The following is a 13,857-nucleotide window of genomic DNA, read 5'->3' on the forward strand; positions in this document are numbered from 1 at the left end:
AATTTTATTTTTGAAATCAAAAAGATAAAAACTAACAGCAAAAAAGACAACTAGAAAAGTAGAAGCATCTCCAACCCCTGAATATTGCTTATTTACAATGCCATTAACAAAGTCACCACCTAAGCCATGCTTTTGCATACAAGCAATGATAGACAACATTAACCCTGATAAAATTAGTGAGAATAAAAGATAGTCTCTTAGCCTATAATTTAATAATTTAAACGAAACAAAACCAGCAATTAATGCAACCACACTATATAGATTCTCTTTTCTGATGCCTCTCAAAACAACGTGATAATCAACACTCCAAAGAGAAGATAATAAGTACCAAATTGAATAAGCTAACCAAGCAAGTAATATATAATTAAGATCCTTACCTCCCCCCTTACATTTAAATCCAAATAGTGCAGAAGCGCCAAGACATGCTAAAACAACACCGTTAGTATCAGAAAGAGGTAAAACAAAAACTAAAACAACATTAATAAAGAGCAAGAAATAATTATAGTTCTTCATCATATAACTCTTTAAACACGCTTATAACGCTTTCTACTTCAATAATAGACACATCTTTACTTTCATTGGTCATCAATCTATGAGAGACACCCCATGGGTACCATTGTGATATATCAGAGTCACCAAAGAAACATAACACTTTTTTATGCAGCCCTGCCGCAACGTGCATCGCACCACCATCACTACAAATATATAGGTCTACTCGTTGTGTCATCGCGATCAATTGCTGCAAGTTACTGGTTTTATGAGCGATTAATGCATTAGAGTTAACACGTTCAACAATCTCTTTTGCTTTTTCATCATCACCGGGGTGAGTTTTATTACTAGCACTACCTGGAGACCAAAATAATAAAACTTTTCTTTGAGGGGCTTCAGACAAAAGAGCTTGAATCAGACTAATATATTTTTCAGTAGTCCAACGATTAGAAGGCTTTCTTGCACTCACATGCACACCTATCACCTCATCGCTCTTAGAGAGTCCTAATTGCTGTAGCTCAGTAAGCACAATATTTTCAACACTCGCCTCAACCTTCAGTGTCATTGGTGGTATTGAAGCTTGCGTAGCGACGGAAGGTAATAGCAAGTTCACCCTTTCCGCTTCGTGCTTACCTTTACAATCACTCAAAGAAACAGAGTAAGTTAACTCTTGTTTCTCTTGTTCTGAGCGGTAAAAACCAGCCAGATTTTTGACACCAGCTTGTTTAGCCAGTCGAATTGTTCTTTCTCCTGGGCTGCAAAGAAATGCATAATCATAATGCTTTGCCTTCAGAGCAATCATCATCTTAATACGATTGACATAAGTCAGCAGTTTGGCTCTAACACCAGAAACATGCTTTGCTTTTTCATAGACATAAATATGATTTACATCTGGGTTGTTTTTAATTGCATCGTAGTTATAACTATTTACGAGTACATCAATTTCTGCGTCTGGTGAACTAGCTCTAAGATTAGATATAAATGGCGTAGTACAGAGCAAATCTCCGATATTATCCCTACGAACAACCAAAAAACGTTTCATTAAAAACCTTATATTTCAATTCAATAAGCTTAAGCATCTATCTTAGTTTTTGTTTTCTTTCGGGATAGAGGGGCATGGGTGGTAACTTATTTGGTAAGCAAAAAAGTAGCGGCTATAGCCAAAACATCCTGTCATTAACATGAATAGTCTCACGACTATTGCGCACATTCTACTAAACTTCCCCACTATATTCACACCTAATGTACAGCTGCATCCGCATTCTTGATAGAATATTGATTTCTATCTTAATGGTTGCAAATATGCCAACTCGATACTTATATTCCTCCCTGCTATATATTGTCCAACCATTTATTTGGTTAAAGCTAGGGTACCGCTCTCTTAAGGCAAAGAGCTATCGCCATCGTGTAAGCGAACGTTACGGCTTTGGGCCTACACTAAAGCAAGGTGGGATCTGGTTACACTCGGTGTCTGTCGGAGAAACCATCGCATCCATTCCCTTAGTCAAAGCATTGCAAGCCGCTTATCCTCAGCTTCCAATCACGATTACAACCATGACACCGACAGGTTCAGAGCAAGTGCAAAAGAGTTTTGGCTACAGTGTTCAACACTGCTACCTCCCTTATGACTTACCTTGTGCAATGCGTCGCTTGATTAACAACATCAACCCGAAAATCGCGATCGTAATGGAAACCGAGCTATGGCCTAACATGATCCATCAGCTCAACAGACGTAACATCCCTGTTATGTTAGCCAATGGCCGCTTATCAGCGCGCTCAGCCAAAGGCTACGGCAAGGTTAAATCACTGGTTTCTCCTATGCTAAACGAGATGAGCCTGATTGCCGCCCAATATCAAGCGGATGGCGATCGCTACATTGAGCTCGGTCTAACTAGAGAGAAACTGCAAGTCTGTGGCAGTGTGAAATTTGACATCAACGTTTCAGATACTCAACGACAGCATGCTAATGAACTTAAACATCAATGGGCAGCAGATAAACCAGTTTGGATTGCGGCAAGTACACATGCAGGCGAAGATGAAATCCTATTAGCAGCCCACAAACAGCTGCTACAAACAGTACCCAATGCATTATTAATTTTAGTGCCCCGCCACCCAGAACGATTTGATGAAGTCGCGAAGTTAGTTGCGAATAACCAGTTTCGCTTTTTGCGTAAGAGTCATAATGAAGCTGTGACGGCAGATTGCCAAGTTATCATCGGGGATACCATGGGAGAGCTCATGACCCTGTTTGGCATAGCTGATGTTGCTTTCATTGGTGGAAGCTTAGTTGAGCGTGGCGGTCATAACCCTCTAGAACCAGCGGCTTATGGCCTGCCTCTTATTATGGGACCTCATACCTTCAATTTCAGTAGTATCTGCACCATGTTGGAAGATGCCAGCGCTCTCACTACAGTTTCAGATGAGCACGCACTTGAAGAACAGCTAAGAATATTCTTTAAAGACAAAGAAAAAGCGAGCATCAAAGGTAAAAAGGCATTAGCTGTATTACAACTTAATCAAGGCTCACTCGCTAAACATCTTGCCCTTATTGACCAGTTATTAGGAAACCGCCATGACAACTAAGCGCGCCACAATTTCCGTGGTTCTAATCGCTAAAAACTCATCGATGACTCTGGCTAAATGTCTGCAATCAGTCCAGTGGGCTGATGAAATTGTATTACTTGATTCGGGCAGTGATGATAATACAACTGAAATTGCTCGCGAATATGGCGCTAAAGTTCATGCTCACCTCGACTGGCAAGGCTATGGTAAACAACGTCAATTTGCTCAGCAATACGCCAGTTGTGAATATACCTTTATGATCGATACTGATGAAGAAGTTACTGACGAGCTAAGAGCTAATATTGAAGCTGTGCTGGCATCACCACAGCAACCCAATATCATTTATAGCTGTGCACGTCGCAACTGGTTCTTAGGGCGCTATATGTATCATTGTGGCTGGTATCCAGATCGCGTTATGCGCCTCTACAGAACTCAAGAACGAACTTATAACGACAATTTGGTGCATGAATCTATCAATACCATAGGTGCCACGATTGCCCCTCTCGATGGTGATTTACTGCATCAAACCTGTACGGACTTTTCCAGCTTCCAACAAAAGCAACTCACCTATGCGAAAAATTGGGCGCAAGAGCGTTTTCAATCAGGCAAAAAAGTCGGTTTTAGCAGCGCGTTTAGCCATAGCATCGGGGCCTTTTTGAAAACATATTTACTGCGAAAAGGTTTTTTAGACGGAGCACATGGCCTGCTACTGTCCATTATCATTGCCCAATATACTTTCAATAAGTACATTACTTTGTGGTCACTACATCAATCATCTACAAATAAGAGCTGAGCATGAGCGAAAAAACTACCGTTATCTACCCTGGTACCTTTGATCCTATCACTAATGGTCATCTAGACCTTATTGAGCGTGCAGCCGCGATGTTTGATCATGTCATCGTAGGCATTGCTGCTAGCCCAAGCAAAAAGCCCCTTTTTAACCTGCAAGAACGTGTTGAGCTTGCTACCCATATAACGCAGCATTTAAATAATGTCAGTATTGTTGGCTTCTCTGGGCTGCTGGTTGATTTTGCAAAAGAGTACCAAGCTAACGTGTTGGTTCGAGGTCTGCGCGCAGTATCTGATTTTGAATACGAGTTCCAACTAGCCAACATGAATCGCCGTTTGATGCCAGAACTTGAAACCGTCTTCTTAACGCCAGCCGAAGAGAATTCATTTATTTCATCGACCATAGTGAAAGAAGTCGCGCTTCACAAAGGTGATGTTACCCAATTTGTTGATCCGTATGTCACAGCAGAGCTAATCAAAAAGCTGCACTAAAGGGCGTTTGATTATCAGACTGATAAACAGATCAAAAAAGGGAAGCAGATGCTTCCCTTTTTATTTAATCGTAATTACGCTTGGTAAAAATCACGATACCAATCAACAAATGCCTGCACGCCTTCAGTGACCTTCACTTGCGGCTGATAATCGGTCGCGGCAAATAAATCCTGCGTATCAGCATAGGTTGCATACACATCGCCCGGCTGCATTGGCATGAAGTTTTTCTTTGCTTCAACACCCAGCGCACTTTCTAATGCTGTGATGAAGTCCATTAACTTCACAGGGCTACCATGTCCAATGTTGTAAACTCGATATGGTGCTGAACTCGTCGCAGGTGAACCACCTTCTACTGTCCAATCACTGTTAGCCTCAGGAATCACATCTTGAATGCGCAAAACACCTTCAACAATATCGTCGATATACGTAAAGTCACGGCTTAGCTCACCATTGTTATACACATCAATTTGTTCGCCTGCGATAATCTTCTTGGTGAATTTGAACAACGCCATATCAGGACGTCCCCACGGACCATAAACCGTAAAGAAACGTAATCCTGTTGTCGGGACACCATACAAATGCGAGTAAGTATGCGCCATCAACTCGTTCGATTTTTTAGTCGCCGCATACAGGGAAATAGGATGATCAACACTATCTGCGGTGTCAAATGGCATCTTCTGATTCAAGCCATACACTGAGCTAGATGATGCATACACTAAATGCTTAACTTTATTATGACGGCAACCCTCTAAAATCGTTAGGTGACCAACCAAATTACTGTCCGCATAGGCCATAGGGTTATCCAGCGAGTAACGCACACCCGCCTGGGCCGCTAAGTGAATAACACGATCAAATTGCTGTTTAGAAAACAAAGAAGCGATACCTTCGCGATCAGCAAGATCAAGCGTAATAAAAGTAAATAACGAATGCGCGATACGAGCTAAGCGCGCTTCTTTTAACGCCACATCGTAGTAATCATTCAAATTATCGATACCGATAACCTGGTGGCCTTGTTCGCACAAACGCTCAACAACAGCACTACCGATAAAACCGGCTGCGCCAGTAACTAGATATTTCATATTTCACCTTCACAAGCAGAGCTAAACCCTACCTAATCAATTCTTATTTTTGGCATTCACTACAATAAACTGTAGTACGCTGCCCAATTTTAACTTCACTCAAAGAGTGATCACACCGAGGACACGCTTGCCCACCTTTGCCGTAGACCTGTAGTTCTTGCGCGAAATAGCCCGGTTTACCATCGGCATTTTTAAAGTCTTTCAGGGTCGTACCGCCTTGTTCAATCGCAAAAGCCAACACCGATTTTATCTCAGCCACTAAACGAATAACTTCCGCTTTGGTCATTTTATTCGCAGGACGTTGCGGTGAAATCTGGGCACTGAAGAGCGCTTCATTGGCGTAGATATTCCCAACGCCCACCACCACTTTATTGTCCATAATAAATTGCTTTACCACAGTGCGTCGCCCTTGTGCCTTGTCAAATAAGTAGTCCGCATCAAATACGGCCTCTAACGGCTCAGGACCAAGCTTCGTTAACACTTGATGTAATTCATTAAGTTCAGCCCATAACCACGCACCAAAGCGACGAGGATCGTTATAACGCAACATCTCACCGCTCGCTAAGACTAAATCAACATGATCATGCTTTTCAGCTGGAGTCCCTGCAGGCAACACTCGCAAACTGCCAGACATACCTAAATGCACAATCGCAGTACCGACATCCGTGTGCAGGAGTAAATACTTGGCTCGCCGTGTTACTTGGCTGATCACCTGCCCTTCAATGGCTTTGATTGCTTCGGGGATCGGCCAGCGCAATGTCGGATTGCGGATGATAATGGCGGAGACTGTTTTCCCGACAACATGCGGCGAGATCCCCATACGGCTCACTTCGACTTCCGGTAACTCAGGCATCTCACTTCCCTATCTTTAATTAATGATTGGTCACTTATTGTGAAGGAAATAAATACGTCGGCTCAACCGACACCGCAAGCCATTGCGACTGCCAGTTTTTTAACAGCCAAAACTGCGGTAGTTGATACACAGTTACTCGCACAGGTTCATCATAGGCCTGTAGCCAAATTTCAACAGACACCGGGTGAGTCAACTGCGGCTTTAGCTTGGCCATTGTCGCATCATCCACAGGTGTGCCAGCTAAGGTTGCCCAATGCATGATCACCGAATCGTCATGAATAACCGCGTCATCACCTGTTATACGCCAATCAGCGCCCAAACGGACATAGTGTTGCTCAGGGAGTACCAGTTGATCAATCACAGCTTGTTCAGGTAATAACGTGCTCAGCGTTGATTGGGATGGCGCTGTGCCGTATTTTTCTTTTATTAGTGTGGGAAGTTGGATCACTGCGATAAAAATAATAACCGCAAAAATAATGACATTGTTCCAACTACGACGAGATAGCTTCATGGATTGGCTCCTTTTTCCCTTCATCATCATACCATTGTTACAACTAGGCAATGCAATTCACCCTGCCATCAAGTAATAGCAGCTAACGTTGAAAACATGTCTTCGCGTTCAGTAACGGTATGCGATAAGGCGAAGCAGAATACATCACCAAAAGAAATAAAATGGGGAATGTTAGAAATGCGAGGTAAATCGCTAAATTGCAGGTATAAAAAAACCCAGACAATGCTGGGTTTTTATCAAAGATTTTAAAATCAATTACTTGATTTTAGCTTCTTTGTACATAACGTGCTGGCGAACTACAGGATCAAATTTCTTGATCTCGAATTTACCTGGCATGTTACGCTTGTTTTTGTCGGTAGTGTAGAAGTGGCCTGTACCAGCTGATGATACTAGACGGATCTTCTCACGAATGCCTTTAGCCATTGTTCAAATCCTCTTAAACGTTCTCGCCGCGAGTACGCATATCTGCAAGAACGACATCAATGCCTTTCTTATCAATGATACGCATACCTTTCGCAGAAAGGCGTAGTTTAACGAAGCGTTTTTCGCTTTCTACCCAGAAACGATGAGTTTGCAGGTTCGGCAGAAAACGACGCTTGGTGGCATTACGTGCGTGTGAACGGTTGTTACCCGTTACAGGACGCTTACCAGTTACTTGGCATACTCGGGACATTACTGTCTTCTCCAAATCGTTTCGGCTCGATATCTACTGTGATTAATTCAATGTAAAAAAGCTTTTTACATATAACCACAGCTATCAAAGGTCGCGCATTATACTAAGTCAAAACCAGTTGCTCAAGTCCCGAGCAGATCCTTTCTTCACTTTTTGTTCAAAAAACGGCTATTTTATAGCCAATCTCGTTCAGAAAAAGAAATGATTTCCCCATCACCCACAACAAAGTGGTCTAGAACACGAATATCCACCAATGCAAGTGCATCAGTGATTCTTCGAGTTATTCGACGGTCAGCCTGACTAGGTTCAGCTACGCCTGATGGGTGATTATGCGCTAAAATGAGCGCGGCTGCATTAAGTTCCAGTGATCTTTTTACTACTTCACGTGGATAAACCGCCGCAGAATCGATCGTTCCTTCAAACAAAACCTCGCCAGTTATGACGCGGTGCTGGTTATCAAGAAATAAAATATAAAAAACTTCACGCTGTCGATCGCGTAATATTTGGCTTAAATATTGCCTAGTTTGTTGCGGACTGGTCAGCACATCGCCTTTTTTGAGGGTTTCTTCAAGGTGACGATGACTCATTTCCAACACAGCTTGCAGCTGAACATACTTTGCTGGTCCAAGCCCTTTTACTTCACAGAACCGTTTTTCGTCGGCGGCTAAAAGTGCGCGTAACGATCCAAATTCTTCCAAAAGTAAGATCGATAGCTCGATCACATTGATACCCGGTAAGCCTGTACGCAAAAAAATGGCTAATAATTCAGCATCTGTGAGCGCCTTTGCCCCGAGCTGTAAGAGTTTTTCACGAGGTAAAACTGCATTCGGTAAATTTTTTAATGTCATAATGGCCTCTTTAGTCAGGTATACGCTTGAACCCTCACAGCCAAAATACAAACTTGAGACAACTAACTTACGAGTGAAAAGTAACTTTTTACCGTAATGATATTTCCTACCCTCATAACCTTGTGAACTTGCTAACCCTGCCCTTTGTTACTGTTAGAGCAATAAATACCATTACCCTCTAGCCGATTGTCGATTGATCTTGGACGATGAACCGCACGATATTTGATGCTATCGTGTTGCCCTTGTTTTTGGTTAATCAGGCAATCTCATGCAGACGCTAGCAAGAAAAAAAATACTTCTCGGAATCAGTGGTGGCATCGCCGCGTATAAATGCGCCGAACTCACCCGTCGCCTTATTGAGCGTGGCGCTCAAGTACAAGTCGTGATGACCAAAGCAGCACAAGAATTTATTACCCCTTTAACGATGCAAGCCGTTTCTGGAAACCCTGTCGCAAGCAGCTTGCTTGATCCTGCGGCTGAAGCATCCATGAGCCACATTGAATTGGCAAAATGGGCTGATATGGTTTTGCTGGCGCCAGCAACAGCCGACCTGATAGCTCGTGTGAGTGCGGGGATGGGCAATGATTTGCTCTCTACCTTATGCCTTGCCACGGATTCACCTATCGTGGTTGCACCTGCGATGAATCAACAGATGTACCGTAATGTTGCAACCCAAGAGAACATCGCAACGCTAAAACGTCGTGGTTTCCACATTTGGGGTCCAGCAAGCGGTGAACAAGCTTGTGGCGATGTAGGCCCAGGTCGAATGCTAGAGCCAATGGCGTTAGTGCACCGTGCTGAAGATTTTTTTCAACCCGCGGATTTAACTGATGTGTCACTGACCATTACCGCTGGACCAACGCGTGAAGCATTAGACCCAGTTCGTTATATCTCTAACCACAGCTCGGGTAAGATGGGCTTTGCGATTGCGCAAGCCGCTGCAGAGCGCGGCGCTAAAGTCACTTTAATTAGTGGCCCCGTTAACTTACCGACACCACAAGGTGTAACACGTATTGACGTTGAGAGCGCCGAGCAAATGCATCAAGCCGCAATGATGCACGCGCCTCAACATAAGATTTTCATCGCTTGTGCCGCGGTTGCCGATTTTCGTCCTGCCACGGTTGCAGAGCAGAAAATGAAAAAACAGAGTGATGAAGACACCATGACAATCACGCTGGTCAAAAACCCAGATATCGTGGCGAATGTGGCAGCCTTAGCTGACAACCGTCCTTTTACGGTTGGCTTTGCTGCTGAAACCCAAGATGTTGAGCAATACGCACAAGGTAAACTGACCCGCAAACACCTCGACCTAATTTGTGCTAACGATGTAGCGCAACAAGGGCAAGGTTTCAACAGCGATACCAATGCGCTGCACTTATACTGGCCACAAGGTGACAAAGCGCTACCTCTTACCAATAAGAGTGAACTTGGTAAACAGCTCATCGATGAGATTACAGCGCTTTACCGCAAGCAATAATCCTTATTCAAATTGTTATAGCACGAAGTAAATTTCACCAAATACACATCTTTAACCGTGTTTGGGCTGTAACAAGGAAAGATGCATACATTAAGAGAGCAACATGAAAAAGATTGACCTAAAAATCCTAGACCCACGTGTTGGTAATGAGTTTCCCCTTCCCGCTTATGCGACTGAAGGATCGGCGGGGCTCGATTTACGCGCTTGCCTAGACGAAGCATTAACCGTAGAACCAGGCCAAACCCACCTTGTTCCAACCGGTCTTGCAATTCATATTGGCGATCCAAGCCTTGCCGCAACTATTTTGCCGCGTTCAGGTCTGGGCCATAAGCACGGTATCGTATTGGGTAACTTGGTTGGGCTGATTGATTCTGACTATCAAGGCCAGTTGATGGTATCGGTATGGAATCGCGGTCAATCGACCTTCACAATTGAACCAGGCGATCGTATCGCACAGTTAGTATTTGTACCTGTAGTACAAGCTGACTTTAATATCGTGAACGACTTTGACAGTAGCGATCGTGGCGAAGGCGGCTTCGGTCACTCTGGTCGTCAATAAATCACGGCATATCGTCAGAAAAACCCATCGTGAATAAAAGCGATCTAACGCAACCTTCAGGTTGCGTTTTTTTTGCCGATACAGTTTTTTTACCGATAACTCAGCACTATCAGCAGCTAACACTTTTCTCTGTGTCAGCGCACCGTTAAGATAGGCGGGTTTTTTATACCCAGCGAATAATGCATCTCGGTGTATTTGCCGAGTGCCAAACTGTGGTACTCATTTCGAAAAGGAACGGTTATTCATGGCAGGCAACAAAAAAAACAATCGCCGCGAAGAAATTCTACAAGCTTTGGCCCAAATGCTAGAGTCTGCACAAGGTAGCCAACGTATTACGACGGCCAAACTTGCGGCTCAAGTAGGCGTGTCAGAGGCTGCGCTGTACCGTCATTTCCCAAGCAAAGCGCGTATGTTTGAAGGCCTGATTGAGTTCATTGAAGATTCAATCACTACCCGCATCAACCGTATCCTAGATGAAGAAAAAGACACCCTGAATCGCCTACGCATGGTGCTACAGCTGATCTTAGTATTCGCTGAACGTAATCCAGGCTTAACCCGTATCATGACGGGCCATGCACTGATGTTTGAACAAGACCGCCTACAGTCACGTATCAACCAGTTATTTGAACGTATCGAAACCCAGCTCCGTCAGGTACTGCGCGAACGTAAACTGCGTGAAGGTAAAGGTTTCCCAGTTGATGAAGGGATCTTGGCCGCGCAGTTACTAGGCCAAGTTGAAGGCAGCTTAAACCGCTACGTGCGTTCAAACTTCAAGTACAAGCCAACAGAGAGCTTTGATGATTATTGGGCACTGCTGAGTGCTCAGCTAGGTTAAGCGTCTTTCGCCATAACCTGACAGCGCTAGGCGCTAAAAACAACAAAGGCTTGCCCAGTGGCAAGCCTTTTTCGTCATCGTAGTTTATTACAACAACGCTTAAACGCCGTATTGTGCACGGTACGCTTTTACTGCTTCAAGGTGCTGTTCCATGCCATCTTGCTCGGCAAGGTAGGTCACGACATCACCCAGTGACACAATCGAGATCACTTCACAGCCAAAGTCACGCTCTACTTCTTGGATCGCAGACAACTCGCCTTTGCCTTTTTCTTGACGATCAATAGCCACTAATACGCCCGCTAAGTCAGCACCATTCGCTTTGATGATTTCCATCGACTCACGAATTGCCGTACCCGCAGTGATCACGTCATCCACTAACATGATTCGACCTTCTAACGCACTGCCCACTAAGTTACCACCTTCACCGTGGTTCTTCGCTTCTTTACGGTTAAAACAGTATGGCGTATCCACATCATGGTGATCAGCCAAAGCGACCGCGGTTGTGGTTGCAATTGGAATACCTTTGTACGCTGGGCCAAATAGCACATCGTAATCAATACCAGCTTCAACTAAAGCTTCAGCGTAAAAACGGCCTAAACGTGCAAGATCACGCCCTGAGTTAAATAAACCCGCATTGAAAAAGTACGGGCTTTGACGGCCTGATTTCAGTGTGAACTCACCAAACTTCAACACACCTTTCTCTAGGGCAAATTCGATGAACTGACGCTGATATGCTTTCATTGTAACTCCTTAATATGGCTATTTATGTCTTTTGATTTATTCGCTAAACCTATCGACAGGTCCTATTCGGTAACACTCTCGACAAATTTCAGGCAAAAAAAAGCGACTCAATAGAGTCGCTTAATTATTAATTTTCTAACGCGGCTTTCTGCATCGAAATGATATCGGTAATCCCGTCTTTCGCCAGCGCTAACATCGCCAGCAATTCTTCATGGCTAAAGGCTTCGCCTTCCGCAGTGCCCTGAATCTCGATCATCTTACCTTCTTCGGTCATCACTACGTTCATGTCGGTTTCTGCCGCTGAATCTTCAACGTACTCCAAATCACAAACTGGCTCACCGTTATAGATACCGACAGACACAGCAGCAACCATGCCTTTAAGCGGGCTCTTTTTCAGCAGGCCTTTTTCAATCATGTAATTAATCGCATCCACTAGTGCAACCATAGCACCAGTAATAGAAGCAGTACGCGTACCGCCATCGGCTTGGATAACATCACAATCAACAGTGATCATTTGCTCGCCTAGCGCTTCAAGATCTACCGCAGCACGTAAGCTACGAGCGATCAGACGCTGGATTTCCATCGTACGACCACCTTGCTTACCACTTGCCGCTTCACGACGATTACGGGTGTGTGTCGCACGAGGTAGCATGCCGTATTCGGCTGTTACCCAACCTTGACCTTTACCTTTTAGCCAGCGAGGAACATTTTCTTCCACACTCGCGGTACAAATCACTTTGGTATCACCGAACTCAACTAATACAGAGCCTTCAGCATGTGCTGTAAAGTTGCGAGTAATAGTAATAGGACGAACTTGGTGGGTCTGTCTGCCGCTTGGACGCATCGGGATAACCTTTGACTGAGTAATTTTAACCGGCGATTATAGCCAGTTACACTCGCCAGTGCTAACCCTTTGCTAAACGATTGCCTCTAGACGCGCACAATTACCGCGTAAAGCCACAACAACGTGGTTCAATTCCTTTTATAATCAATGCTGAGTATAATCAGCTCATCAACGCTTCGAGCATCAGCTTCAAGCGAACCGCTTAACAAAAGGGCCATCAGCCAATGATTCATAGCATGACCGCCTACGCGCGCCGTGAAGTAAAGGGCGACTGGGGCAGCGCCGTTTGGGAAATCCGTTCGGTAAACCAGCGTTACTTAGAAACCTACTTACGTATGCCTGAACAGTTCCGTGGCCTAGAGCCGGTTCTGCGCGAACGCTTCCGTAAACGTCTTGCTCGCGGCAAAGTCGAATGTAACCTTCGCTTTGAAGCGAACGCATCTTCTAATCGTGAACTATCGATTAATGAAGATCTCGCGAAACAAGTGATCAAAGCTGCCCAGTGGGTGAAAGATACCTCTGGTGAAGGCAATATCGGTCCATTCCAAGTATTGAACTGGCCGGGCGTGATGGAAACCCCAGAGCAAGACCTTGATACCATCAACAAAGATCTGCTGGCGGGCTTTGAAGAAGCACTAACCGACTTCATTGCGGCACGTGCAAGCGAAGGCGAAAACATGAAAGAGCTGATTGTTCATCGTCTTGATGCAATCACTGTGGAAGCCGGTAAAGTCCGCGCACAAATGCCAGAAGTGATGGCGTGGCAACGTGAGCGCCTACTCAGCCGTTTTGAAGACGCAAAAATTGAGCTAGATGCAAGCCGTGTAGAGCAAGAACTGATCCTGCTCGCACAGAAGAGCGATGTAGCAGAAGAGCTAGATCGTCTTGATTCACACGTGAAAGAAACACAAAAGATCATGAAAAAAGGTGGCGCATGTGGTCGTCGTTTAGATTTCATGATGCAAGAGTTCAACCGCGAGTCGAACACCCTAGCCTCAAAATCTATCAACACTGAGATCACAGCTTCTGCCGTAGAACTAAAAGTACTGATCGAACAAATGCGTGAGCAAATTCAAAATATTGAGTAATCACTATTTCTCATTTT

Annotated in this window: 17 protein-coding genes; 7 read left to right on the forward strand and 10 right to left on the reverse strand. The window is 44.4% G+C overall.

From position 1 onward, the window contains the following. Both ASV53_RS17675 and ASV53_RS17680 read right to left on the reverse strand, forming a co-directional pair. Positions 1 to 516 (reverse strand): hypothetical protein (locus ASV53_RS17675; RefSeq protein WP_141226269.1); only part of this gene is annotated, 516 nt, incomplete at its 3' end. Beyond that, positions 500 to 1,531, reverse strand: a complete 1,032-nt coding sequence (locus tag ASV53_RS17680) for a glycosyltransferase family 9 protein (protein ID WP_094958057.1) — start codon at positions 1,529 to 1,531, stop codon at positions 500 to 502. The genes ASV53_RS17675 and ASV53_RS17680, both read right to left, overlap by 17 nt. A 260-nt stretch (positions 1,532 to 1,791) precedes the next feature. Between ASV53_RS17680 and waaA the strand changes: the two genes are divergently transcribed. From waaA to coaD, 3 genes are read left to right on the forward strand one after another with little or no spacing between them, the layout of a single operon-like run. Beyond that, positions 1,792 to 3,072: a lipid IV(A) 3-deoxy-D-manno-octulosonic acid transferase gene (gene waaA / locus ASV53_RS17685; RefSeq protein WP_094958058.1), complete on the forward strand. Its 1,281-nt coding sequence runs from the start codon at positions 1,792 to 1,794 to the stop codon at positions 3,070 to 3,072. Next, positions 3,062 to 3,844, forward strand: coding sequence for a glycosyltransferase family 2 protein (locus ASV53_RS17690; RefSeq protein ID WP_094958059.1), 783 nt, complete (start codon positions 3,062 to 3,064; stop codon positions 3,842 to 3,844). The genes waaA and ASV53_RS17690 overlap by 11 nt, the downstream gene beginning before the upstream one ends. Positions 3,845 to 3,846: 2 nt before the next feature. Then, positions 3,847 to 4,332, forward strand: coding sequence for a pantetheine-phosphate adenylyltransferase (gene coaD / locus ASV53_RS17695; RefSeq protein WP_094958060.1), 486 nt, complete (start codon positions 3,847 to 3,849; stop codon positions 4,330 to 4,332). 74 nt (positions 4,333 to 4,406) lie between these two features. Here the strand turns inward: coaD and ASV53_RS17700 are convergent, their stop codons facing one another. The 6 genes from ASV53_RS17700 to radC form a co-directional block, all read right to left on the reverse strand. After that, the gene (locus ASV53_RS17700; RefSeq protein ID WP_094958061.1) at positions 4,407 to 5,411 is read right to left on the reverse strand and encodes an NAD-dependent epimerase; all 1,005 of its coding nucleotides are present in this window, start codon (positions 5,409 to 5,411) and stop codon (positions 4,407 to 4,409) included. 43 nt (positions 5,412 to 5,454) lie between these two features. After that, positions 5,455 to 6,264, reverse strand: a complete 810-nt coding sequence (gene mutM / locus ASV53_RS17705) for a bifunctional DNA-formamidopyrimidine glycosylase/DNA-(apurinic or apyrimidinic site) lyase (RefSeq protein ID WP_094958062.1) — start codon at positions 6,262 to 6,264, stop codon at positions 5,455 to 5,457. 34 nt (positions 6,265 to 6,298) lie between these two features. Next, positions 6,299 to 6,775, reverse strand: coding sequence for a hypothetical protein (locus ASV53_RS17710; protein ID WP_062688296.1), 477 nt, complete (start codon positions 6,773 to 6,775; stop codon positions 6,299 to 6,301). Between the two features lie 255 nt (positions 6,776 to 7,030). Further along, on the reverse strand, positions 7,031 to 7,198 hold the full coding sequence (gene rpmG, locus ASV53_RS17715) for a 50S ribosomal protein L33 (RefSeq protein ID WP_002535344.1): 168 nt from the start codon (positions 7,196 to 7,198) through the stop codon (positions 7,031 to 7,033). Between the two features lie 13 nt (positions 7,199 to 7,211). Continuing rightward, the gene (rpmB, locus tag ASV53_RS17720; protein WP_048898826.1) at positions 7,212 to 7,448 is read right to left on the reverse strand and encodes a 50S ribosomal protein L28; all 237 of its coding nucleotides are present in this window, start codon (positions 7,446 to 7,448) and stop codon (positions 7,212 to 7,214) included. Positions 7,449 to 7,621: 173 nt separating this feature from the next. Beyond that, the gene (gene radC, locus ASV53_RS17725; protein ID WP_062688294.1) at positions 7,622 to 8,296 is read right to left on the reverse strand and encodes a RadC family protein; all 675 of its coding nucleotides are present in this window, start codon (positions 8,294 to 8,296) and stop codon (positions 7,622 to 7,624) included. Between the two features lie 268 nt (positions 8,297 to 8,564). Here radC and coaBC point away from each other — a divergent pair, with 268 nt between their 5' ends. The 3 genes from coaBC to slmA all read left to right on the forward strand — a co-directional run bounded on the left by coaBC (position 8,565) and on the right by slmA (position 11,167). Beyond that, positions 8,565 to 9,773, forward strand: a complete 1,209-nt coding sequence (coaBC, locus tag ASV53_RS17730; protein ID WP_094958063.1) for a bifunctional phosphopantothenoylcysteine decarboxylase/phosphopantothenate--cysteine ligase CoaBC — start codon at positions 8,565 to 8,567, stop codon at positions 9,771 to 9,773. A 103-nt stretch (positions 9,774 to 9,876) separates the two neighbouring features. Next, positions 9,877 to 10,332 (forward strand): dUTP diphosphatase, encoded by a 456-nt coding sequence (gene dut, locus ASV53_RS17735; RefSeq protein ID WP_048898823.1) that lies wholly within the window; start codon positions 9,877 to 9,879, stop codon positions 10,330 to 10,332. A gap of 244 nt (positions 10,333 to 10,576) precedes the next feature. Then, on the forward strand, positions 10,577 to 11,167 hold the full coding sequence (gene slmA, locus ASV53_RS17740; protein WP_062688291.1) for a nucleoid occlusion factor SlmA: 591 nt from the start codon (positions 10,577 to 10,579) through the stop codon (positions 11,165 to 11,167). Positions 11,168 to 11,266: 99 nt separating this feature from the next. On the opposite strand, the gene pyrE is transcribed toward slmA, so the two are convergent. Beyond that, entirely contained in the window at positions 11,267 to 11,908 is a 642-nt protein-coding gene (gene pyrE / locus ASV53_RS17745) for an orotate phosphoribosyltransferase (RefSeq protein WP_062688289.1), read from the reverse strand. Between the two features lie 127 nt (positions 11,909 to 12,035). Then, positions 12,036 to 12,752, reverse strand: a complete 717-nt coding sequence (gene rph, locus ASV53_RS17750) for a ribonuclease PH (protein WP_094958064.1) — start codon at positions 12,750 to 12,752, stop codon at positions 12,036 to 12,038. 224 nt (positions 12,753 to 12,976) lie between these two features. On the opposite strand from rph, the gene ASV53_RS17755 reads away from it, so the two are divergent. Next, positions 12,977 to 13,840 carry a YicC/YloC family endoribonuclease gene (locus ASV53_RS17755; RefSeq protein ID WP_062688287.1) on the forward strand — a complete coding sequence of 288 codons (864 nt, stop codon included), beginning with the start codon at positions 12,977 to 12,979 and terminating at the stop codon, positions 13,838 to 13,840. Positions 13,841 to 13,857: the final 17 nt, after the last annotated feature.

Source organism: Photobacterium sanguinicancri, assembly GCF_002265265.1.
GTDB lineage: Bacteria > Pseudomonadota > Gammaproteobacteria > Enterobacterales > Vibrionaceae > Photobacterium > Photobacterium sanguinicancri.